General features: G+C 72.2%; 21 protein-coding genes. 9 read left to right on the forward strand and 12 right to left on the reverse strand.

Features of this window, described 5'->3' with window-relative positions; translation table 11 throughout:
* Positions 1–311 precede the first annotated feature (311 nt).
* Positions 312–1,259: a DUF2510 domain-containing protein gene (locus AB0898_RS28545; protein ID WP_366805899.1), complete on the reverse strand. Its 948-nt coding sequence runs from the start codon at positions 1,257–1,259 to the stop codon at positions 312–314.
* 319 nt (positions 1,260–1,578) lie between these two features.
* Between AB0898_RS28545 and AB0898_RS28550 the strand changes: the two genes are divergently transcribed.
* On the forward strand, positions 1,579–4,251 hold the full coding sequence (locus AB0898_RS28550; RefSeq protein WP_366805900.1) for an AAA family ATPase: 2,673 nt from the start codon (positions 1,579–1,581) through the stop codon (positions 4,249–4,251).
* Positions 4,252–4,269: 18 nt separating this feature from the next.
* Here the strand turns inward: AB0898_RS28550 and AB0898_RS28555 are convergent, their stop codons facing one another.
* Positions 4,270–5,337 carry an ATP-dependent DNA ligase gene (locus AB0898_RS28555; protein ID WP_366805901.1) on the reverse strand — a complete coding sequence of 356 codons (1,068 nt, stop codon included), beginning with the start codon at positions 5,335–5,337 and terminating at the stop codon, positions 4,270–4,272.
* A 74-nt stretch (positions 5,338–5,411) separates the two neighbouring features.
* Here AB0898_RS28555 and ligD point away from each other — a divergent pair, with 74 nt between their 5' ends.
* The gene (gene ligD / locus AB0898_RS28560; protein WP_366805902.1) at positions 5,412–6,434 is read left to right on the forward strand and encodes a non-homologous end-joining DNA ligase; all 1,023 of its coding nucleotides are present in this window, start codon (positions 5,412–5,414) and stop codon (positions 6,432–6,434) included.
* 70 nt (positions 6,435–6,504) lie between these two features.
* Positions 6,505–7,524, forward strand: coding sequence for a LacI family DNA-binding transcriptional regulator (locus AB0898_RS28565; RefSeq protein ID WP_366805904.1), 1,020 nt, complete (start codon positions 6,505–6,507; stop codon positions 7,522–7,524).
* A 10-nt stretch (positions 7,525–7,534) separates the two neighbouring features.
* On the opposite strand, the gene AB0898_RS28570 is transcribed toward AB0898_RS28565, so the two are convergent.
* Positions 7,535–8,326, reverse strand: a complete 792-nt coding sequence (locus AB0898_RS28570; protein WP_366805905.1) for a VOC family protein — start codon at positions 8,324–8,326, stop codon at positions 7,535–7,537.
* 194 nt (positions 8,327–8,520) lie between these two features.
* Between AB0898_RS28570 and AB0898_RS28575 the strand changes: the two genes are divergently transcribed.
* Complete coding sequence (locus tag AB0898_RS28575; RefSeq protein ID WP_366805906.1) at positions 8,521–8,766, forward strand: WhiB family transcriptional regulator; 246 nt, start codon at positions 8,521–8,523, stop codon at positions 8,764–8,766.
* A gap of 40 nt (positions 8,767–8,806) precedes the next feature.
* Here the strand turns inward: AB0898_RS28575 and AB0898_RS28580 are convergent, their stop codons facing one another.
* From AB0898_RS28580 to AB0898_RS28590, 3 genes are all read right to left on the reverse strand, one after another.
* On the reverse strand, positions 8,807–9,781 hold the full coding sequence (locus AB0898_RS28580) for an acyl-ACP desaturase (RefSeq protein ID WP_366805907.1): 975 nt from the start codon (positions 9,779–9,781) through the stop codon (positions 8,807–8,809).
* Between the two features lie 243 nt (positions 9,782–10,024).
* On the reverse strand, positions 10,025–11,665 hold the full coding sequence (locus tag AB0898_RS28585; RefSeq protein WP_366805908.1) for an ABC-F family ATP-binding cassette domain-containing protein: 1,641 nt from the start codon (positions 11,663–11,665) through the stop codon (positions 10,025–10,027).
* A 315-nt stretch (positions 11,666–11,980) separates the two neighbouring features.
* Entirely contained in the window at positions 11,981–12,397 is a 417-nt protein-coding gene (locus AB0898_RS28590) for an SsgA family sporulation/cell division regulator (protein ID WP_366805909.1), read from the reverse strand.
* A gap of 227 nt (positions 12,398–12,624) precedes the next feature.
* Here AB0898_RS28590 and AB0898_RS28595 point away from each other — a divergent pair, with 227 nt between their 5' ends.
* Positions 12,625–12,957: a plasmid stabilization protein gene (locus tag AB0898_RS28595; RefSeq protein WP_366805910.1), complete on the forward strand. Its 333-nt coding sequence runs from the start codon at positions 12,625–12,627 to the stop codon at positions 12,955–12,957.
* A gap of 35 nt (positions 12,958–12,992) precedes the next feature.
* On the opposite strand, the gene AB0898_RS28600 is transcribed toward AB0898_RS28595, so the two are convergent.
* Positions 12,993–13,289, reverse strand: a complete 297-nt coding sequence (locus AB0898_RS28600; RefSeq protein WP_366805911.1) for a YciI family protein — start codon at positions 13,287–13,289, stop codon at positions 12,993–12,995.
* 42 nt (positions 13,290–13,331) lie between these two features.
* Between AB0898_RS28600 and AB0898_RS28605 the strand changes: the two genes are divergently transcribed.
* Positions 13,332–14,033 carry an endonuclease V gene (locus AB0898_RS28605; RefSeq protein WP_366805912.1) on the forward strand — a complete coding sequence of 234 codons (702 nt, stop codon included), beginning with the start codon at positions 13,332–13,334 and terminating at the stop codon, positions 14,031–14,033.
* Positions 14,034–14,088: 55 nt separating this feature from the next.
* Here AB0898_RS28605 and AB0898_RS28610 read toward each other — a convergent pair whose 3' ends face one another.
* A complete protein-coding gene (locus AB0898_RS28610; protein WP_366805913.1) occupies positions 14,089–15,102 on the reverse strand; it encodes a pyridoxal-phosphate dependent enzyme in 1,014 nt (337 codons plus the stop codon).
* 81 nt (positions 15,103–15,183) lie between these two features.
* Between AB0898_RS28610 and AB0898_RS28615 the strand changes: the two genes are divergently transcribed.
* Complete coding sequence (locus AB0898_RS28615; protein ID WP_366805914.1) at positions 15,184–16,113, forward strand: LysR family transcriptional regulator; 930 nt, start codon at positions 15,184–15,186, stop codon at positions 16,111–16,113.
* Positions 16,114–16,571: 458 nt separating this feature from the next.
* Here the strand turns inward: AB0898_RS28615 and AB0898_RS28620 are convergent, their stop codons facing one another.
* From AB0898_RS28620 to AB0898_RS28630, 3 genes are all read right to left on the reverse strand, one after another.
* Positions 16,572–17,429, reverse strand: a complete 858-nt coding sequence (locus tag AB0898_RS28620; RefSeq protein WP_366805915.1) for a hypothetical protein — start codon at positions 17,427–17,429, stop codon at positions 16,572–16,574.
* Positions 17,430–17,565: 136 nt separating this feature from the next.
* A complete protein-coding gene (locus AB0898_RS28625; protein ID WP_366805917.1) occupies positions 17,566–18,021 on the reverse strand; it encodes an NUDIX domain-containing protein in 456 nt (151 codons plus the stop codon).
* 181 nt (positions 18,022–18,202) lie between these two features.
* The gene (locus tag AB0898_RS28630; protein ID WP_366805918.1) at positions 18,203–18,427 is read right to left on the reverse strand and encodes a hypothetical protein; all 225 of its coding nucleotides are present in this window, start codon (positions 18,425–18,427) and stop codon (positions 18,203–18,205) included.
* Positions 18,428–18,731: 304 nt separating this feature from the next.
* On the opposite strand from AB0898_RS28630, the gene AB0898_RS28635 reads away from it, so the two are divergent.
* A complete protein-coding gene (locus AB0898_RS28635) occupies positions 18,732–19,916 on the forward strand; it encodes a transcriptional regulator (RefSeq protein WP_366805919.1) in 1,185 nt (394 codons plus the stop codon).
* 56 nt (positions 19,917–19,972) lie between these two features.
* Here the strand turns inward: AB0898_RS28635 and AB0898_RS28640 are convergent, their stop codons facing one another.
* Positions 19,973–21,151 carry a saccharopine dehydrogenase NADP-binding domain-containing protein gene (locus AB0898_RS28640; protein ID WP_366805920.1) on the reverse strand — a complete coding sequence of 393 codons (1,179 nt, stop codon included), beginning with the start codon at positions 21,149–21,151 and terminating at the stop codon, positions 19,973–19,975.
* A 274-nt stretch (positions 21,152–21,425) separates the two neighbouring features.
* On the opposite strand from AB0898_RS28640, the gene AB0898_RS28645 reads away from it, so the two are divergent.
* The gene (locus AB0898_RS28645; protein WP_366805921.1) at positions 21,426–22,586 is read left to right on the forward strand and encodes a CaiB/BaiF CoA-transferase family protein; all 1,161 of its coding nucleotides are present in this window, start codon (positions 21,426–21,428) and stop codon (positions 22,584–22,586) included.
* Positions 22,587–22,604 lie beyond the last annotated feature (18 nt).

The raw sequence follows: 22,604 nt of genomic DNA on the forward strand, positions 1-22,604 counted from the left end.
ATCCGAACCTGTCCCCGTGCCGGTGACGGCGACGCACCCGATCCCGTGCCCGTGCCGGTGGCGGCGCCGCATCCGAACCTGTCCCCGTGCCGGTGACGGCGACGCACCCGATCCCGTGCCCGTGCCGGTGGCGGCGCCGCATCCGAACCTGTCCCCGTGCCGGTGGCGGTGACGCATCCGAACCTGCCCCCGCCGGTGACGGCGCCGCACCCGGCCCTGTCCCCGTGCCGGTGACGGCAACGCATCCGACCCTGTCCCCGCCGGTGACGGCACCGCACCCGACCCCGTCCAGGCCCGGCGCACGCCGTTTCTCACACGTCCTGGCCGCTGCCGCCGCCCGACCAGACCTTGATGCCCTTCAGGATGTCGTCGATCACCGCTGTGCGCTGGCCCACGTCCAGGCCGAAGCGGATCACGAGGATGTCGTGGGCGTCGTTGGGGGAGGGGAAGGCGACCGATTCGACGTAGCCGTCGGCGCCCTTGCTGGTGACGGCCTTCCAGCGCACCGCGTAGCCCTTCTGGCCGGCCACCGTCACGGCCTTGGAGGCGAGCACCTCGTGCGAGGTGATGCTGCCGTAGGTCGTGCCGCCGTACGACTGCTTGGCGTTGGCCGCGATGTCGGCCTTGGCGACCGCCTCGGCGGTGTCGCCCTTGGTGCCGAGCGCGGAGGCGGACGCGGTGTAGGCGCCGCCGGCCGTGCAGGTCTGGGAGGCGTTGCCGGGGCACTTGTAGGACTTGTCGGAGGTCACCTGCGCGCCGATGCTGATGACTTCGCCGGTCCAGCCGTCCGGCACCGGCATGCTGATGCCGTTGAACGGGTCGGGCAGGGTGCCGCCGCCCTTGACCTTGGGCAGCTGGGAGCGCCGGGGCGACGGCGAGGCCCCGGGGTCACCCGGGCCGCCCCGGTCCCCGGGTCCGGAGTCCTCGGGCCCGCCCCGGCCCCGCTGCTCCTGCCCCGCGCCCGCGCGGTCGGGGGTGCCGCCCGAATTCCTGGCGAGGGCGTACACCCCGACCCCGATGCTCGCCAGCACCGCGACCGCCGCCGCGACGGCTATCCCGACGCGCAGTCCACGCCGGGGCGCGGGCGGGGGCGGGAAGGGGGAGCCCGCCGGATAGACCGGGGGAGCGGGAAACGTGCCGTGGCCGGCCGGGCGGACCTGGGCCGTCCAGGCGGTGCCGTCCCACCAGCGTTCGGCGGGCGGGGCGTTGTGCGGCTGCCCGGGATCGGGATACCAGCCGGGAGGAGTCACCTGCGTCATGGACACACCGTATGAGGCATCGGTGGAAGCGTGATGCGAGCGTCCCCGACGAGATGCCCGCCGCGCCGGACCGGCCACCGTGCCGAAGTGACTTCCATCACCCCCGAAGAACCCTCTCCCGTTCCCAACTCGCACCAATCCAGGCATTATTGACGCCTCATCGGGCGCAGACCGACCGGTCGGGCCGGGGTGGCGTCGACTGGCCGGTGACCAGTCCGGGATGGGGATACGACACTGCCCGGTCGGACCACCAACCCTCCCCCGAGACGGCTACGCTCGTGGTCTGCACGCCGTCCGGGCGACCTGGGGAGGGAACAGGATGACGCGGGCACGGCCGTCGGCGGCCGCCCCGGCCCACCTGTGGGAACGGGACGCGGAACTCGCCACCATCGCGCAGGCGATCGACGACCTGCGCGCCGACCGCGACTCCGGCGGAAACGTGCTCGTGATACGCGGCGAGGCCGGACTCGGCAAGACCGCGCTGCTCAACGAGACCCGCCGCCTGGCCGAACGCCAGGGCTGCACCGTCTGGTCCGCCCGCGCCGGCGAGACCCTGCGCACCGTCCCCTTCCACGTCCTGCGCCAGCTCCTGCAGCCCATGCTCACCTCGATGCTGCCGGAGGAGGCCCGCGCCTACCTCGGCGACTGGTACGACATCTCCGGCCCCGCCCTCGGCATCGTGGAACCCGGCGCCGCCCCCGCCGACCCGCAGTACGTCTGCGACGGACTCGTCGCGACCGTACGCCGGTTCGCCACCGGCGAGTGGCCGCTCGTCCTGCTCATCGACGACGCCCACTGGGCCGACCTGGAGACGCTGCGCTGGCTCGCCGCGTTCACCGCCGGCCTCGCCGACCTGTCCGTACTCGTCGTGGTCACCCGCCGCTCCGGCGCCCTGCCCGACGGCAGCGCCCGCCACCTGGAGGCGGTGGAGAGTGCCGGACACCGCGTGGACGGCCTGAGCACCCTCACCCCGGAGGCCACCGCCGGACTCACCCGCGCCACCGTGGGTCCGCACGCCGACGACCCGTTCTGCCGCGAGGTCTGGGCCGTCACCGGCGGCATCCCCTACGACACCGTCGAACTCCTCGCCAAGGTCCGCGACAGCGAACTCCAGCCGGTCGAGGGCCGCGCCGCCGAACTGCGCGGCCTGAACCACTCCGGGCGCGGCGGAGGAGTCGTCGAGCGGCTGTCCGTACTCGGCGACGAGGCCACCCGGTTCGCGTGGGCGGCCGCCGTCCTCGGCACCGGCAGCACCGTGGACCTCGTCGCCCGGGTCGTCGGGATGACCCCGGCGGCCGCCGAGGAATGCGTCGAACGGCTCTGCGTCGCCCGCATCCTGACCGACGGCATCCCCGACCCCACCCTGCCCCCGCCGCACGGCACGGTCCTCGAATTCGTCCACCCGCTCGTCGCCAGCGCCGTCTACGACTCCATGACGGACAGCACCCGCGGCTTCCTCCACAGCATCGCCGCCAAGACCGTCACCGAGAGCGGACGCGGCGCCGCCGAGGCCGCCCGGCATCTGCTCAAGGTGGACCCCGAGGGCGACGAGGAACTGGTCGCCCAGCTGCGCGAGGCCGCCCGCGAACACCTCGCCGTCGGCGCGCCCGACGCCGCCTGCCGCTGCCTGGAACGCGCCCTGGAGGAACCGCCCCGACCCGAGATCCGCGCCAAGGTCCTCTACGAACTCGGCTGCTCCACCCGCCTGACCGCGCCCGCCGTCACCGTCGAACACCTGCGGGCCGCGCTCGCCACGCCCGGCCTCGACCACGCCGAGCGCGTCGAGGCCGTCATCCGCCTCTCCCAGGCGCTGCTCCACAACGACCAGCTGGAGGAGGCCGTCCGCACCGTCGGCGCCGAGTCCGCCAAGTACCGGCCGGGCCCGGTGCGGATGCGCCTGGAGGCCTTCCGGTTCATGTGGGAGGCCATCCACCGCGAGACGATCTCCCCGGAGCGCTCCCGGCGCCTGACCGAACTCGCCGACACCTGCACCGGCCGCGACAACAGTGAACGCGCGCTGCTCATCCTGCGCGGCTTCGACGCCATGACCCACGGCGAGAACGCCGCGGCCGTCGTGGAGCTGTGCGACCGGGCCCTGGTCAACAACCGCCTCGCGCCCGGACTCGGCTGGACCGACGAGGAGTGGGGCGTCGAGCTGCTCATGATGCTCGGCAGCACCTACGCCTACACCGACCGGCTCGACCTCGCCGACAGCCTCTTCGCCGAGGCCCTGCGCGCCTACCGGAGCGCCGGATGGCACGGCGGCCACCTCTCCCTGGCCAACTCCTACCTCGGCCTCGCCCTGCGCCGCCAGGGCAGGCTGAAGGAGGCCGAGAGCACCCTGCGCGAGGCCCTGGCGCTCGCCGAACGGGTCGGCCGGCGGCTGCCGTTGTACTGGTCCGCGATGTGCGGCCTGGTCGACACCCTGCTCGCCCGGGGCCACGTCGACGAGGCGTGGGCCGTCGCGGAGCGCGGTGGCTTCGCACCGCCGTACCCGTCCACGATCGTGCTGCCCGACCTGCACTCCGTACGCGGCCGGCTGCTGCTCGCCGTCGGCCGCACCGAGGAGGGGATCAACGAGCTGGAGGCCGCCGAGAAGACGGCCGTCGCCCGGGGCGGACACAACCCCGTCCTCGCCCCCTGGGCCGTCGACCTGGCCCGCGCCCTCGCCGTCCAGGACCCCGCGCGGGCCCGCACCCTGGCCGCCGACGCCCGCCGCCAGGCCGAGCGCTTCGGCACCGACACCGCCATCGGCGAGGCCCTGCGCTGCGCCGCGTTCCTCGCCACAGGCCAGGAGGCGGTACGCCTCGCGGGCAAGGCGGTCGCCTACCTGGAGGCGTCCCCCTGCCAGTACGAACACGCGGCCGCTCTCGTGGAGTACGGCATCGCGGCGGACTCGGCGGCCGACCTCGCCCGGGGCCTGGAACTGGCCCGCTCCTGCGGCGCCGACGGCCTGGTGACCCGCGCCGAACAGGCCCGGCGCACCGAGTAACCCGCTACCCCCGACCCCCTACGCGCTCCCCAGGATCTCCGCGAGGTCGTACCGCACCGGCTCCTCCAGCTGCGCGTACGTACAGCTCTCCGGCGTACGGTCCGGGCGCCAGCGGCGAAAGCGCGCCGTGTGCCGGAACCGCGCCCCGTTCTCCATGTGGTCGTACGCCACCTCCGCGACCCGCTCCGGGCGCAGCGGCACCCAGGACAGGTCCTTCTTGCCGGACCAGCGGCTCGGCGCCCCCGGCAGCCGGGCCTCCTCGTGCGCCGACTCCTCCGCCCAGCGCGCCCACGGATGCCCGCGCACGTCCGTCATCCGCAGCGGCGCCAGCTCCTCCACCAGCTCCGCGCGCCGCTTCATGGTGAACGCGGCCGCCACGCCCACGTGCTGGAGCGCGCCGTGGTCGTCGTAGAGCCCCAGCAGCAGCGAGCCCACCACCGGGCCGCTCTTGTGCAGCCGGTAGCCCGCCACCACCACATCCGCCGTCCGCTCGTGCTTGACCTTGAACATGGCCCGCTCGTCCGGGAGATACGGCAGCGCGAGCGGCTTGGCCACGATCCCGTCCAGGCCCGCGCCCTCGTACCGCTCGAACCACTCCCGCGCGACCTCGATGTCGGTCGTCGCCGGGGCCAGATGCACCGGCGGTGTCACCCCGGCCAGCGCCCGGTCGAGCAGGGCGCGCCGGTCGGAGAGCGGGACGTCGAGCAGGGCGTGGTCGTCCAGGGCCAGCAGGTCGAAGGCGACGAAGGAGGCGGGCGTCCGCTCGGCCAGCGTCCGCACCCGCGAGTCGGCCGGGTGGATGCGCTCGGTCAGCGCGTCGAAGTCCAGGCGCCCCTCCCGTGCGATCACGATCTCCCCGTCCAGCACGCACCGCTCGGGCAGCCGCTCCTTCAGCGCCGCCACCAGCTCGGGAAAGTACCTGGTCAGCGTCTTGCCGGTGCGGCTGCCCAGCTCGACCTCGTCCCCGTCGCGGAACACGATCGCCCGGAAGCCGTCCCACTTCGCCTCGTAGTGCATGCCCGGCGGGATCGTCGCCACCGGCTTGGCGAGCATCGGCTTCACGGGCGGCATGACCGGCAGATCCATGGCTCCGATTCTGCGCGCGCCCCGCCGTACGCGCCCGGTGTGCGCGGTGTGCGGGGGACGCCTACGGTGGCCGCATGGGCGATGCGGTGGAACTGGAGGTGGCCGGCCGGACCGTACGGCTGACCCACCCGGAGAAGGTCTTCTTCCCGGAGCGCGGATTCACCAAGCTGGACGTCGCCCGGTACTACGCCTCGGTCGGCCCCGGCATCCTGCGCGCCCTGCGCGACCGCCCCACCACCCTGGAGCGCTACCCGGACGGCCTCGGCGGCGAGTGGTTCTTCCAGAAGCGGGCGCCCAAGAACATGCCCGACTGGATCCCCACCGCCCACATCACCTTCCCCAGCGGCCGCAGCGCCGACGAGATGTGCCCCACCGAGGAGGCCGCGGCGGTGTGGGCCGCGCAGTACGGCACGCTCACCTTCCACCCCTGGCCGGTGCGCCGCGACGATGTCGACCATCCCGACGAACTGCGCATCGACCTCGACCCGCAGCCCGGCACCGGCTACGAGGACGCGGTCCGCGCCGCCTTCGAACTCCGTTCTGTGCTGGAGGAGTTCGGGGGACTGCGGGGCTTCCCCAAGACCTCCGGCGGCCGGGGACTGCACGTCTTCGTCCCCATCGAACCGCGCTGGACCTTCACCCAGGTCCGCCGCGCCGCCATCGCGGTCGGACGCGAACTCGCCCGCCGGATGCCGGAGCAGGTGACGGTGAAGTGGTGGAAGGAGGAAAGGGGTGAACGTATCTTTATTGACTACAATCAGACCGCGAGGGACCGCACCATCGCCTCCGCCTACTCCGTCCGCCCCCGCCCCGAGGCCACCGTCTCCGCACCCCTGCGCTGGGACGAGGTGGCCGACGCCCGGCCCCGCGACTTCGACCTCGCCACCATGCCGGTCAGGTTCGCGGAACTCGGCGACGTGCACGCGGACATGGACGACCATGCCTACTCCCTGGACGCCCTCCTGGAACTGGCCCGCAAGGACGAGAGCGACCACGGTCTGGGCGATCTGCCGTACCCGCCGGAGTATCCGAAGATGCCTGGCGAGCCCAAGCGGGTGCAGCCGAGCCGGGCCCGCAAGGACCAGGCTTCCTCCTGACGATCGCCCCCGGTGCCGGCGGCCGCCCCGCGGCTATCCTGGGCGGCAGCCGCCCGATGAGGAGCACCGAGTGACCGAGGCAGTGCCGCGCCCCACGCTGGAGGCCGTCGCCGAACGGGCCGGGGTGTCACGGGCCACCGTCTCCCGCGTCGTCAACGGCGGCGACGGGGTGCGCGCCCCGCTCGTCGCCCGCGTCCAGGAGGCCGTCGAGGAACTGGGCTACGTCCCCAACCGGGCCGCCCGCAGCCTCGTCACCCGACGCCACGACGCGGTCGCCGTCGTCATCGCCGAACCCGGCACCCGCGTCTTCGCCGACCCCTTCTTCGCCGCCCAACTGCGCGGGATCAGCAAGGAGTTGACGGCCCACGACAATCAGCTCGTGCTGCTGCTCACCGAGGGCCGGGACGACCACGCGCGGGTGGCCCGCTATCTGGCGGGCGGCCATGTGGACGGCGCGCTCGTCTTCTCCCTCCACCTGGACGACCCGCTGCCCGGCCTCATCCACGACGCGGCCGTCCCGACCGTCTTCGGCGGCCGTCCCGACTGGAACGACGGCAGGGGCGGCCCGGTGTACGTCGACAGCGACAACCGGGGCGGCGCCCGCGCGGCCGTACGCCATCTCGCCGCCCTCGGCCGCACCCGGATCGCACACATCACCGGACCCCTGGACCAGACCTCGGCGGTGGACCGCCTGGACGGCTACCGGGACGTCATGGGCACCGACGCCCCCGGCCTCGTCGCCCCCAGCGACTTCACCCCCTCCGGCGGCGAGCACGCCATGCGCGAACTCCTCGACCGCCGCCCGGACGTCGACGCCGTCTTCGCCGCCAACGACCTCACCGCACTCGGCGCCCTGCGCGTCCTGCGCGAGCGCGGCCGCCGGGTCCCCGAGGACGTGGCGGTCATCGGCTTCGACGACATGGCCCCCGTCGCCGAACAGACCGACCCGCCCCTGACCACCGTCCGCCAGGACATCGAGGAGATGGGCCGGTTGATGGCCCGCCTGCTGCTGCGGGGCCGTACGGCGCCGGACGGGACGCTCTCTTCCGTCGTCCTGCCTACGACGCTGGTCCACCGGGCGACGGCGTAGCGGACCTGGCTCAGCCCTGAGGCCGCTCGCCCCTGATCACCGCGAAGCGGGCGCCGTACGGGTCCGTGAGCCGTGCCATGCGGCCCACACCCGGGACGGTGACCGGAGGCAGCAGGACGGTGCCGCCGCCCTTCCGGGTCTGCTCGGCCACCGCGTCGGGGTCCGTCACCGCGAAGTACGGCAGCCAGTACGCTCCCGCCCCCGTGTCCGCCGGGTCGTCGGCCGAGCGGACGACGCCGCCGAACATCGCGTCCTCCCCGGCGCCGGGCGGGTTCACGCAGGTGTACATGCCGTCGGGGAACTCGGTGGCGGAGGTCTCCAGGCCGAGTACCCGGTGGTAGAAGGCCGCGCCCGCCGCCACGTCCGGGGTGTGCAGCTCGACCCAGCACAGCGCGCCCGGCTCGTCCGCCGCGTCCAGCCCCTCGACCTCGCCGGGCTGCCAGACCCGGAACACGGCCCCGGCGGAGTCGGCGAGGCCCGCCATCCGGCCGAGTCCCATGACGTCACCCGGCGCGAACAGCACGCTGCCGTGCGCCCGTTCGGCCGACTCCGCCGTGGCCTCGGCGTCCTCGCTGCGGAAGTACACCGTCCAGCCCGGCAGCTCACGCCCCGCACCGGTCGGCATCGCGCCGGCGACCGTCCTGCCGTCCAGCTGGAAGAAGCCGTACCCGCCCGCGTCCGGACCCAGCGGGCGGAACGTCCAGCCGAAGAGGGCGCCGTAGAAGGCGAGCGCGCCGTCGAGGTCCGGGGAGGCGAGGTCGATCCAGTTCGGAGCGCCCTCCAGGGCACGGGTGCTGAGCATGGCTCGCCCTCCTCACGGTCCGTGGCACTGCCGAGTCTGGCACCGCGCACCGGCCCGCGCCGCCGGAGCGCGTCCGCGCGCGCCGCCGTGCGGGGCGGCCGCCGGGACGCGACGATGGGCCCGGGCACCGGTGTGACGGCGTTGTTGACCCGGCGTTGACAGAACGTTTTTCGCGGCCCGGCACGATCGCCTCCATGCACACCGAGACGATGACCCCGGCCGACACCGACTGGCAGAACCAGGCCCTGTGCGCGCAGACCGGGGCCGAGTTCTTCTTCCCCGAGCCCGGCAGCTCCGTCCGCGAGGCGAAGCGGATCTGCGGCATGTGCGCGATCCGCTCCGCCTGCCTGGAGTACGCGCTCACCCACGACGAACGCTTCGGGGTGTGGGGCGGGCTGTCCGAGAAGGAGCGCATGGCACTGCGGCGCGCCTCCCGCTGAACCGGGGAGACGCGCCGCAGAGAGACAGGCCGGGTGTGGTTCAGCCCGCCGCGCGCGACGCCATCCGCGCCTTGCGGGCCGCGAGACGCTCGTCGAACGTCGTCGCCTGGGCGTCCAGACCGCCCATGTAGAGGCCGAGTTCCTCCTGCGCCGCGGCTCCCTCGGGGCCGAGACCGTCGATCTCCATGACCTTCAGGAAGCGCAGCACCGGCTGGAGCACGTCGTCGTGGTGGATGCGCAGGTTGTAGACCTCGCCGATGGCCATCTGCGCGGCGGCCCGCTCGAAGCCGGGGATGCCGTGCCCGGGCATCCGGAAGTTGACGACCACGTCGCGCACGGCCTGCATGGTGAGATCGGGGGCCAGCTCGAAGGCGGACTTCAGCAGGTTCCGGTAGAAGACCATGTGCAGGTTCTCGTCGGTGGCGATGCGCGCCAGCATCCGGTCGCAGACCGGGTCGCCCGACTGGTGGCCGGTGTTGCGGTGCGAGATGCGGGTGGCCAGCTCCTGGAACGCGACGTACGCGATCGAGTGCAGCATCGAGTGCCGGTTGTCGGACTCGAAGCCCTCGCTCATGTGCGACATGCGGAACCGCTCCAGCTCGTCCGGGTCCACCGCACGCGAGGCGAGCAGATAGTCGCGCATGACGATGCCGTGCCGGCCCTCCTCGGCCGTCCAGCGGTGCACCCAGGTGCCCCACGCGCCCTCGCGGCCGAAGAGCGAGGCGATCTCGTGGTGGTAGCTCGGGAGGTTGTCCTCGGTGAGCAGGTTCACCACGAGCGCGACGCGGCCGATGTCGGTGACCTTCGACTGGTCCTTGGCCCACGCCTCGCCGTCCTCGAACAGGCCGGGGAAGTTGCGCCCGTCGCTCCAGGGCACGTACTCGTGCGGCATCCAGTCCTTGGCGACCTTCAGATGCCGGTTCAGCTCCTTCTCCACCACCTCTTCCAGCGCGAACAGCAGCCGGGCGTCGGTCCATACGGACGGGCTGCCGAGGTGAGGGGAGGTGATCGTCACGGGAACTCCAGGAAATGCCGAGCGGGGAGCACAAACGAAGTGAAAGAGGGCGGGCAGGCCGGGGAAGGGCCGCGCCGCGAACCTACGAGATCGTAGGCTACGAGTCCGTAGGTTACGAACCCGTAGGTTAAGGGTGGCGTAAAGACGACTCCGCAGCAGGTGGGAGGGCGTTTCGAAGACGTGGCGACACGTACGCCGAATGGCCCCGGAACCGCCGGTTCCGGGGCCATTCGGGTGAACTTGTCACTCGGTCGGGCCTGCCTCGATCTCCTCCCGGCTCGTCTCGCGCAGTACCCCGTCCGCCATCAGCAGCCAGCGGGTGATCCCCGCCGAGTCCAGGAACGGCAGATCGTGGCTCGCGATCAGCAGCGCGCCCTCGTACGACTCCAGGGCCGTGGTGAGCTGCCGGACGCTCGCCATGTCCAGGTTGTTCGTCGGCTCGTCCAGGAGCAGCAGCTGGGGCGCGGGCTCGGCCAGCATCAGCGCGGCCAGCGCCGCCCGGAAGCGCTCGCCGCCGGAGAGGGTGCCCGCGAGCTGGTCGGCCCGCGCGCCCCGGAACAGGAAGCGGGCGAGCCGGGCGCGGACCCGGTTCGCGGTGGCGTCCGGCGCGAACCGGGCCACGTTCTCCGCGACCGTCGCCGTGTCGTCCAGCACGTCGAGGCGCTGCGGCAGGAACCGGAGCGGGACATGCGCCCGCGCCTCGCCCGCGACGGGCGCCAGCTCCCCGGCGACGGTCCGCAGCAGGGTCGTCTTGCCCGAGCCGTTGCGCCCGACGAGCGCGATCCGCTCCGGGCCGCGCAGATCGAGCACGCCCTCGACACGCGCCCCGAAGGCCGTCTCCAGCTTCTCCAGGGTGAGCACCTGGCGGCCGGGCGGCACGGCGGTGTACGGCAGGTCGACGCGGATCTCGTCGTCGTCCCGTACCGCCTCCACCGCCTCGTCCAGACGGTCCCGCGCCTCCGCGAGCCGCTCCTCGTGCAGGATGCGGTGCTTGCCCGCCGACTCCTGGGCGGCGCGTTTGCGGGAGCCCATCACGATCTTCGGCTCGCGCTTGGACTCGTACATCTTCTGGCCGTACCGCTTGCGGCGGGCCAGCTTGGCGTGGGCGTCGCTCAGTTCGCGCTTCTGCCGGCGCACATCGGCCTCGGCGGCGCGTACGGTGCGTTCGGCGGCCTCCTGCTCCACCGCCAACGCCTCTTCGTAGTCGGTGTAGTTGCCGCCGTACCAGGTGACCGTGCCGGAGCGCAGGTCGGCGATCCGGTCGACCAGGTCGAGGAGTTCACGGTCGTGGCTGACCACGACGAGGACGCCGGACCAGTTGGCGACGGCCGCGTGGAGGCGTCTGCGGGCATACAGATCCAGGTTGTTGGTGGGCTCGTCCAGGAGGAGCACGTCCGGGCGGCGCAGCAGGAGCGCGGCAAGACGCAGCAACACCGCCTCGCCGCCGGAGAGTTCGCCCGCCGTGCGGTCCAGGCCGAGGTGGCCCAGGCCGAGTTCGCCGAGAGTGGCGAGGGCGCGCTCCTCGACGTCCCAGTCGTCGCCGAGGGCCTCGAAGTGCTCCTCGGCGGCGTCACCCGCCTCGATGGCGTGCAGGGCGGCCCGCCGGGCGGCGATGCCCAGGGCCTCGTCCACGTGCAGGGCGGTGTCGAGTGTGACGTGCTGCGGGAGGTAGCCGATCTCGCCGAGCGCCTTCACGGTGCCCCCGGAGGGGGTGAGTTCACCGGCGATCAGCTTCAACAGGGTTGATTTTCCTGATCCGTTGGCGCCGACGAGGCCGGTGCGGCCGGGGCCGAAGGCGATGTCGAGGCCGTCCAGGACGGTGGTGCCGTCGGGCCAGGCGAAGGAGAGGGAGGTGCAGGTGAGGGATGCGGGTGCGGATGACATGGGGCCTCGCGGGGTGCCGGTGCGGTCGGGGGCGCGTATGGAGACACCGCGAGGCGGAAACCGGGACCAGGGGAGGCGGAGGAAAAGGGCCTGTGTCTGGAGGACGGCTCGGACGCCGAGGTCGTACGCCACGCACACCCCCTGGGGTGTGGACGCGGTGTCTCAGAACCTCAGACGAGCAACGTCCTACTCCGATCGACGACGACAGAACCGCTGTACACCGTAGGAGCGGCCGGGAGGGCTGTCAAAAGGTTTACCGGCGCCCCGGGGCACCCGGACGGGCCGCCGCCCCGCCCTCGGCCGCCGCCCCCGTCCTCAGCAGGCGTCCCGCATCAGCGCCGCCAGCCCGCCGTCCAGGTCCAGCTGGAGGTGCTCCCGGCCCATCGGGACCAGCTCGGCGGTGGCCGCGAGGAAGCGCCGTACGTCGCCGGAGTGCAGATGCACCACCGCCATGCCCTCCGGGGCGTGGAACTCCAGCACGGTCCGGTCGTACCCGTAGGGGCGGACCCGGACGTCCCCCTTGCCCTCCGGTCCGGCCAGCCCGGCGGCGAGCAGGTCGCGGGAGAAGGTCCAGCAGATCTCCACGCCCGCGAGGGTGGCCGGGGCCGGGAAGGTCATGCGGACGGCGAAGGGGTCGTTCCGGTCGTAGTGCAGAGTCACCGGAATGGTCGGCATACGCGGGGCGGCCGCGACCAGCCGCGCCTCCACTGCCTGCTCGATGGTGGACAACACCTTGCTCCCTCGTGACGGCCGGACGTCCTCGGGGCGTCTGGCGACCTGACACCGGGAGAGACGTCGGAAGCGGCCGTTCCGTGCACATGGAGGGACCGTGACGTCCGTCACCGTAGGGGTACTTCCGGTGGGGCGGCGCGAACGGGGTACCCGTGCCGTGTCCCCCCTTGGGCCTCCTGGGGCGGGGATGTCCGGACCACGACGACGAGACGACGACGGGAGCGATCATGCCTGCCGGTTCCAGCCCCAAGCGCGAGCGGCAGTACGAGCACATCAAGGAGAGCGAGCTGGAGCGGGGTGCGAGCACCGACCGGGCCGAGGAGATCGCCGCGCGCACGGTCAACAAGGAACGCGCCCGCACCGGCGAGTCGAAGACCGCGAGCCGCAGCTCGACCGAGGACATGTCCTCCGGCGAGCGCGGCGGCAGGCGGTCGGGCCACGGTTCCGGCGGCCCGACCTACGACCAGCTCTACAACGAGGCCAAACAGCGCAATATCCACGGCCGCTCCGACATGAACAAGGAGCAGCTGCGGCAGGCTTTGGACGAGAAGAAGGGCTGAGGCTCAGCCGGGCGTCTCGCGGTACCGCGCCGGACTCAGCCGAGCGTCTCCCGGTACCGCTCCAGCCCGGGCGCCGTCTTCGTCGCGGTGAACTCGGTGACGCGGTACTCGCACACCCCGGCGGTCACGAACGGATCGCCCGCCACGGCCTCCTCGACGGCCGCCCGGTCCGCGCCGGCGGCCAGGATGATCCCGCCGTCGCGCGGGTTCTTGCGTCCGGAGGCGAGGAAGAGCCCCTTCGCGTACTGCTCGTCCAGCCAGGTCACATGCGCGGCGAGCGCGGCCTCGACGGCGTCGAGCGGGGCGGTGTAGGTCAATTCGAGCACGAACATGATCGCGAGCGTACCGCCTGGCGCCGTACAGTCGGCTGCGCTATGACGACCATCGCACCGGTGCCCGAGGACTGGCCCACCACGGAGGCGGAGGCCCGCGCGGTGCAGGACGCCCTGCGCGGCCGGGTGATCCTTTCCGAACCCGGCCCGCCGCCGGGCACGGGCCATGTCACGGGCCTGGACGTGGCCTACGACGACGAACGCGACCTGGTCGCGGCGGCGGCCGTCGTCCTGGACGCGGCCACGCTGGAGACGGTCGCTCAGTCCACGGCGGTGGGCCGCGTCTCCTTCCCCTACGTCCCCGGCCTGCTCGCCTTCCGCGAGATCCCGACGCTCCTGACCGCCCTGTCGCGGCTCCCCTGCCCGCCCGGCCTCCTGGTCTGCGACGGCTACGGCCTCGCCCACCCCCGCCGCTTCGGCCTCGCCAGCCACCTCGGCGTGCTCACCGGACTCCCCGCGATGGGCGTGGCGAAGAACCCCTTCACCTTCACGTGTCTGGCCCCCGCCGCCCCACGCGGCAGCACGGCCCCCCTCCTGGACGGCCCGGAGGAGGTCGGCCGCGCCCTGCGCACCCGCGAGGGCGTCAAGCCGGTCTACGTCTCCGCGGGCCACCGCGTCACTCTCGCCGGCGCCGTCGCCCACACCCTGGCGCTGACCCCGGAGTACCGCCTCCCGGAGACGACCCGCAGGGCGGACGCGCTGTGCCGGAGGGCGTTGCGGGAGGCGGTGGGGGAGGGGGTGTGAGGGCGGGAGCCCACATGGAGGGAGCCCATATGGCGGGACCGCACATGGTGGGACCTCACATGGTAGGGGTCCAGTCGGTGTTCGCGCCGCACACCACCAGACAGGGTCGCTCTCCGGGAACCCGCCCGGCGAGCCACGCCGCGAAGGGGACCGCCGCCGCCGGTTCGGCCGCGATCCGGTACTCCTCCCACAGCAGGTCGCGAGCCGCGAGGATCTCCTCGTCGCCGACCAGCACGGACACCACGTCGTGGGCGGCCAGGACGGCGTAGGGGAGGGCGCCCGCCCGGCTCGCGCCGGTCGCGGAGGCGGCGACGGAGTCCACCGCCGAGTCCGTGGGACCGCCCGCCGCGAGCGCGTCGTGCAGACAGCGGCAGTGCTCGGGCTCGACGGCGACGACACGGCGTCCGCCGGGGACGACACCGCGTCCGCCGGGGGCGCCCTCGGGTACGCCGGACGCGTTCTCGGGTCCGTCGGCGACGCCCTCGGGCAGGCCGAGGGCGAGGGCCGTACCCGCCGCCAGTCCGCCGCCGCCGACCGCCACCGCGACCGTGTCGACGTCCGGGGCGTCGGCCAGGATCTCGGCGGCCACCGTGCCCTGACCGGCGACGACGGCCGGATCGTCGTAGGGGTGTACGAACCGGTGCCCCGGCCGTGCCGCGATCTCCGCCGCCGCCGAGGCGGCCTCGGCGAAGGTGGCGCCGTGCCGGACCAGCCGTGCGCCGGCGGCCTCGATGCGGCGGGCCTTCGCCTCCGGAACCGTCCGGGGTACGTAGACCGTCGCGGACATCCCGAGCAGGGAGGCCGCCGTCGCGACCGCGAGCCCGTGGTTGCCGCCCGACGCGGCCACCACATGGTCGTCCGAGGACCCGGAGAGCATCGCGTTGAGCGCACCGCGCAGCTTGAACGAGCCGCTGCGCTGCAGATACTCCAGCTTCAGCAGGACGCGGCGGCCATCGGTCTCCACGTCGAGCAGGGGCGTACGGCGGACATGGGGGCGGATGCGGTCGGCGGCGGCGCGCACGTCGGAGGCGGAGGGTGTGGGGGCCGGGCGGAGGGTGGGGGTCTTCATGCGGTCCATCCTTCGCGGGCCGCTCCCGTTAGCACAAGCGGCGATCGGTAAGCCGCCGTTAGCTGTGCTTACGATGGCTCCATGGTGCGAGAACTGGACGTGAACCGGCTGCGGGTCCTGGTCGAGGTGGCGCACGCCGGGTCCATCGCGGAGGCGGCGCGCACGCTGGCGTTCACGCCGTCCGCGCTGTCCCAGCAGATCGCCAAACTGGAGGCGGAGCTGGGCGCCCGGCTGCTGGAGCGCCGCCCGGGCGGCGTCGTCCCGACCCCGGTCGGCGCGGTCCTGGTCGAGCACGGGGAGCGGGTGATCGGCGAGCTGCGCCAGGCACGCACCGCCGTCGACACCGCGCTCGGCGTCCAGCCACGGCACCTCGCGCTCGGCTCCTTCGCCACCGCCGCCCAGACACTGGTCCCGACGGCACTCGCGGAACTCAAGAACCGTCACCCGGAAGCCGAGTTGTCGCTGGTGGACATCGAACCACCCGACGGATACGGCCTGGTGACCTCGGGCGACCTCGACGTCCTGATCACCCACCGCTATCCCGGCGTACCCCCGACCCCGCATCCCGGCCTGGAGCGGCGGCCGTTGCTCGCCGACCCGCTCCGGCTCGTCCTGCCGTCCGGCCATCAACTCGCCCCGCACCCGACCGGCATCGCCCTCGCCCGACTCGCCGACGAGACCTGGATCTCCGGCGCCCCGGGCATCCCGAACCGCGTCTGCCTCGAACACCTCGCGCGTCAGGCGGAGTTCGACCCCCGAGTGGCCTACGAATCCGCCGACTACCACGTCATCCTGGCGCTGGTGGGCGCCGGTCTGGGCATCGCGCTGGTCCCCGAGAGCGTGCTCGCCGGTGCGGACCGAAGCTGGGTCGCGGTGCGTGAGTTGCGCGGGCTCATCCCCGCGCGCGAGATCGCCGTCGTCCACCGTCGGCGGCCGGCCGTACTGGTCCGGGAGCTGACGGAATACCTGCGCACGGCGGCCGATGCCGTGCGCGGAGGCAGACGCTCGTAGTTCTAGTCCTGCAACATGTCCGTGAATTGCCAAGAGTGCCCTGGCGAGTGATCGGCAAAGAGCGTGCACGCCTCTCGCTGCATGGGCCTCACGGTGGGGTCAACCGCGCCGCAGGGCCGCAGAATGACGTACGTGAACTCGTCGTCCTCCCAGATGACCCACACGTGAGAGTCAGGGCTCAGCTCGCCCAGGTAAGCGGCGTGACAGGTGCTGTGCCGGCTGCCCAGCTCACACACAACGTGGCCGTACAGCTCCCAGGGGAAATCCTCCCCCACCGGTATGCCCCCGGCCGCAAGGGCCTTCATCAGGTCCAACCACGGTGAGGGGGCGGAGGCATTGCAGTGATACATGATCGCTCTCTGTCTGGGAAAAGAGAGCCCCGCCCGCGAGCCTTCGGGGGTGGAGCACGCGGGCGGGGCAGATGATGCAGCGAAGGCGGGGCCTCGCTGATGGGGTCGCTAGGCGCTGAGCTCCAGCGCGGCGGGCTCGAAGTAGGACTCCGCGCGGAAGACACCGGCGAAGGTGCCGGGGCCGTGCCGGTCATCGAGCCACGCGCCCAGCCCTCGCGTGTCACCGCTGATCACGGCAGCCAACAGGAGGTCGTGCAGGTTCTCCTCCTCCCCGGGTGCGAACTCCCCTAGGAAGGACGCGTATCGGCGGCTCACGCCCGCCTCGAACCGGCACAGCCTCTCGACGTACTCGGCTTCCTCGCCGGAAAGCTCCTCGCGCAGCTTCGCCGTCACGTCGCTGGCTGAGAGCGTCCCGGTCATGTCCCGGAACGCGAGTCGGCCCATGGTGTCCTCGGGCTCGCGGATGTCCGCTCGTTCTGCTGCCTCGCGGGTGATGCGTTGGGCCTCCCTGTCGCAGGCCCCCTCCATGACGATCCCGAGGTTCCGCGTGTGCGGGCTCCCCTGTGGGTCGGCGGCCGAGTAGGACTGTCCGGAGGGGCGCCGGAAGTTGATCCCGTACTGAGTCCGGGTCGGCTTGCCTCCGACCGAGATGTACCGCCGCCGAGAGCCGTAGTGCAGACAGTCATGGGCGTAGGCCCGGAGCAGGTCGAGTAGCGCCAGTTCCGGGCGCTGGGGCGTGTCGCCCCCCATCGGACCGTGCATGGTCACGACCGCGAACATCTGAAGATGGCGGTAGCCCTGGTTCAGGTGCTGGAACCCTCCGAAGGCACCGACCCGCCGCGACTCCGCCCCCACCAACACGCGGTCGAGCGGCAGGAGTTGAGAGAGACTGAGTTCCGCGTAGCGGCACCGGACCGCGTACAGCCCGCTGTGGAACACGGCCGTGTCGCGCCCGCGTTCTGCCACGCCGTGAGGCGTTCCGGGGCCGTTCGGAACGTGTGCTCCGGGTGCTGGCCGGTCAGCTCCGACGAGTCAGCCCGTAAGAAACCCAGGGCTGCGGCGACGCCATCACCGATGACGGTCTCGTTCGGCGCGAACGGCGTCACTCCTGCGGGTCGCCCAGGATGAGCTGCCGGTGGGAGTCCTGCATTCCCTCGGGCAGCGAGTCCGTGCTGAACCACTGTGCCTCCAAGATCTCGAAGTTGTCGATCTTCAGGGTTCCTCCGGTGTGCAGCGCTTCGTACGCCACCTCAACCCGGAGTTTGTAGCCGCTTGTCACGCTCACCAGCCGACCGGGCTTCACGCTCAACCCGGTCTCCTCCTTCACCTCCCGCACGATGGTGAGCGGGAACTCTTCACTCTTGATCGCGTAACCGGTGGGAAGTCCCCACGGCCTCTCCGGGGGCCACATGCGGTGCTTGAGCAGCAGCACTTGACCCACATCGTTTCGGACGACTCCCGTCACGCCGACCATGAATTTGGCGTGTGCGAACCACAGAACCCGCCATTGCAGAGGGCCCCGGATCAGCCGCCAGAGTCGGGCAACCATTCGTTTCATCGTTTGCCTTTCATCGGGCCTGCGCGGCGCTTCGGGTGCGCCTCCGCAGTGATTGCGCCGAGTCTTTCAGCCGGAGACAGCCTTCGAGGCTCGACGCCGTGACCCGCCGTCAGGCAGAGCCGAACGGGGCGGGCAACGCTGCTGCCCCCATAGCGAATGCGAGCCTCGGCCCGTCGGACGGTCACAGGTACTCACCCCGACTGCGCGCGTTCGCGCGAGCGGTCTTCGCCTGTAAGCGCTGTTCAGGGCTGGCCGGCTGTACCGATTCGGGGGCAACGGTCCATTCCCTGCCGCCAGTGATCGGCCGCAGGGACCACTGACCGCACCACTCCCCGCGAAACTCGCCCACCTTGTCTCGACTGGTGTCGTACACAAGATCGCTGATCTGCGGCATGAAATCGCCCATCGAATGCCCCCTTTCCGGTGCCGGGTTCGATCTAAGAGAACCGCCGCAGGGGGTATCCGGGTACCGTCAACGTCACTGGCAAACCCTGGCACTTGGCTTGGGCGCGGTCGGGAGGAGCGGGGATGGGTGAAGATAAGAACAGTAGGAACCAAAAGCTCAGCGACATGTTCGAGCGCTCAGGTATGACCCAAGGGGACTTAGCGCGCAGGATTGGGAAAAGGCCCAACTCTACGGCCTCCGGGGAGTACAGCCCGACGCAACCAATGTGCGACGCTGATTGCAGGGCGGCCAGCCGCGCGACCCCTTGCCGAAGATCATTGCTGACACGTTCTCGGATCACTTCGGGTACCGGGTGACGACGTACGACCTTGGCTTGGGAGACTCGCCCGACCTTGACCGGCCGCTGACCTACAGCTCATCGTTCCAAGAGACGGTCGAGTCAGTGACCGAGCTAGGGAGAGCGGACATGGACCGCAGGAATTTTCTGGCCACTACGCCGTTCTTGGCGGCGGCGAGCGTCGGGCCGTCACGCGACTGGTTGTTGAACGTGCTCGACCAGGACGAGCCCGAGCCCGGCCCCCGCGTCCGACTGGAAGACGTGACGAGCGTCCGCAACATGTTCGGGACGTTCCAAGAAATGGACGTGATGCAGGGGGGCGGCTCCGGCCGCCTGGTGCTCACTGAGTACATGAATCAGCACGTGTATCCACTCCTTCGGCGTACTCACTCGGACGCCGTACGTAGTGCGTTGTGCAGCGCTGCTGCTGAACAGACGTACCTGCTCGGATGGATGGCTTTCGACAACGGCGAGCACGGCACCGCACAGCGGTATCTGATTCAGGCCCTCCGTCTGGCGGAAGAGTCAGGGGACGTGGCGCTCGGAGCGCACGTCCTCGCAGGCATGGCCGACCAAGCGACGTTGCTAGGCAACCCTGTCGAGGGACGCCGGTTGGCGCAGGCCGGGAGGCAAGGGCTACGAGAAGTGCAGTCCCCCGCCTGCCTCGCGGACCTTTGGGCGCTGGAAGCCCGTGCGCTTGCCGCGCTCGGGGACGAGCGGGGGACGGCGCGGGCCGTGCTGCATTCGGAAGCTGCGTTCGCCCGTGTGGTGCGGGAGGACGAGCCGGAGTGGGCCAAGTTCATCGACGGGGCGTATCTGCACGGCGAGCACGCCAACGCGTTCCGCGATCTTCAGCAGCCTGAGCACAGCGCAGAGCACGCACGGCAGTCCATCGAGTATGCCCGCGCCCAGAACCGAGCGCGACGCGGAGCGATGTCCCACGCTGTCCTTGCTGTGTCCCACCTTCAGCGCGGGGACCTCGAAGCCGCACACGCAACGGGCGTCCGCACGCTCGAACTCGCAAGGCGCGTGAAGTCCTCACGAAGCGTCGAAGCGGTTCAGGACGTACAGCGACGCATGATCCCGTTCGGTCGGCACGCCCTTGTTGCTGACTTCAACGAGCGCGCCCGGCAGCTTGTAGCCGCCGCCTAGCCGAGGAGTTGCGGCTGCTACGCCGTCTTTGGTGAGCGGAGAAGGCGGCCGCTGTCCTACCTCTCCGCCACCACCCGGAACCCGATCCCCGCCCCCCTGAGCCGCTCGGTCAGCGCGTCCCCCATCGCCGTCACCGTCGTGACCTGCCCGGAGACCGGGGGATTGCTGTCGAAGGCCAGGGAAAGCGCCGACTCCGCGAACATCTTCGCCGTTTCGTCGTAGCCGGGGTCGCCGCCGGTGACCTCGGTGTAGACGCGGCGCCCGTCGCCCTCGCCGATGAAGCGGACGCGGAACCAGCTGCGGGCGCGGCGCTCGGGGCTGGGCCCCTCGCCGGGGCGGAGGCGGGCGGAGAGCCAGTTGCGGACCGGCGGGAGCTGGGCGGCGCAGGCGAGGGCGCCGACGGCGGCGATGCCGCCCGCCGCGACCGGGAGGTGGCGTACGGCCGCGTAGTGGCGGTAGCGGAAGTCGGGGCCGTAGCGGTCGAGGGAGCGGGCCGAGCGGACGACGATCTGGGGGTCGATGGTGGGCAGCGGGAGCGCCCAGGCGCCGATCTCGCCGGCGTAGCGCGGGGCGCCCAAGGGAGCCGTGGCCCGGCGGCCGAGCAGGCGGGGCTCGTGGCGGGCGCGGTCGCGGGCGGCGGCCAGCATCCGGCCGCCGCCCGCGAACTGGCCCAGCGCGGAGGCCAGGGTGCCGCCGGAGAAGGCCGCGTCCACGGTCACGAACCCGTCCACGGTGAGCGGCACCCCCTCGGGCAGCTGCCGGACCGTGAAGTACGCGCCCAGGTCGTGCGGCACCGAGTCGAAACCGCACGCGTGCACCAGCCGGGCGCCGGTCTCCCGCGCGCGGGCGTCGTGCCGTACGTACACCAGGTCCACGAACTCCGGCTCGCCGGTCAGGTCGAGGTAGTCGGTGCCGGTGTCCGCGCAGGCGGCGACCAGGTCCTCGCCGTGATCGACGTACGGGCCGACCGTCGTCGCCACCACGCGCGCGTGCTCGGCGAGGGCGCGGAGGGTGGCCGGTTCGGCCACGTCCGCCCGGAGGACGCCGATCGCCTCGCCGCCCGGCAGTTCCGCGCGCAGTCGCTCCAGGCGGGCCTCGTCGCGGCCCGCGATCGCCCAGCGCAGCCCGGCGGGGGCGTGTGCGGCGAGGTAGCGCGCGGTCAGGGTGCCGACGAAGCCGGTGGCTCCGAAGAGCACGATGTCGTAGGGACGGTCCGTCGTCTTCACCCTGCTCATGACACCCCTGTCCATGACCCTCCCGCCCGTGCCACCCCTTGGTGGTACAGCCCGCGCCGCGCCGGTCGGCCGAGGCTAGCGTGGGCGGTGCGGACCACGACCGGCGGGCCGGAGGCGGTCGTGCGGGTGCCCGGGAATACCCGGAAGAAGCGGACGAAGCCCGCCGGGCACTCGGCTAAGCGCTCGCTCGTTCAGGTCTTGTGCCCGGTGGAACGTCTTCCTAGCATCACCGGTGTTACATCGGTTGTGTCACACACGCTTGGGGGCTGACGGCATGACGACGGCAACGACGCCGGGGCAGGGCCCGCTCACCGGCGTGCGCGTGGTGGAGCTGGCCGGCATCGGCCCAGGGCCGTTCGCCGCGATGCTGCTGGCCGACCTCGGCGCGGACGTGGTCCGGGTGGACCGCCCGGGCGGTGCCGGACTCGGCGTCGACCCGGCGTACGACGTGACCAACCGCAACAAGCGCTCCGTCGTCCTCGACCTCAAGGCCCCCGAAGGCCCCGCGCGCGTGCTCGACCTCGCCGAGCGCGCCGACATCCTCATCGAGGGCTACCGCCCGGGAGTGGCCGAGCGGCTCGGCGTCGGCCCCGCCGACTGCCACGCCCGCAACCCCCGTCTGGTCTATGGCCGCATGACCGGCTGGGGCCAGGAAGGACCGCTCGCCCAGCGCGCCGGCCACGACGCGGCGTACATCGCCCTCACCGGCACCCTCGGCATGATCGGGCGCCCCGGCGAGCCCCCGGCGCTGCCCGCCAACCTCCTCGGCGACTACGCGGGCGGCTCTCTCTACCTCGTCGTCGGCGTCCTCGCCGCCCTCCACCACGCGCGCGGGAGCGGCACCGGACAGGTCGTGGACGCCGCGATCGTGGACGGCACCGCCCATCTCTCCGCCATGATCCACGGCATGCTCGCGGCCGGCGCCTGGCAGGACCGCCGCGCCGCCAACCTGCTGGACGGCGGCTGCCCGTACTACGGCACGTACGAGACCGCCGACGGCCGGTACATGGCGGTGGGCGCCCTGGAGGCCCGGTTCTACGGCGAGTTCCTGCGCCTGCTCGGTTTGGAGGGGCTGGAGAGCGCCCACCACGACCTCACCCGCTGGCCCGAGCTGCGCGAACGGACAGCGGCCCGCTTCAAGTCCCGTACCCGCGAGGAGTGGACGGCCGTCTTCGCGGACTCCGACGCCTGCGTGGCCCCCGTGCTCTCCCTGACCGAGGCCCCGCACCACCCCCACCTCGCCGCGCGCGGCACCTTCACCGACCACGCGGGGCTCACCCAGCCCGCCCCGGCCCCCCGCTTCTCCACCACCCCGACCGCCGTCCGCACCGGCCCCGCGCTGCCGGGCACCGGAACATCCGAAGTGGCCCGGGAGTGGGGGATTCCCCCACTCGACGACGACCGCCACGACGACTCCCTCGCAGGCGCCGACTGACAGCGGCGACCCCCGCGA

It is taken from the genome of Streptomyces sp. NPDC005435, assembly GCF_040703155.1.
In the GTDB taxonomy this organism is placed as follows: domain Bacteria; phylum Actinomycetota; class Actinomycetes; order Streptomycetales; family Streptomycetaceae; genus Streptomyces.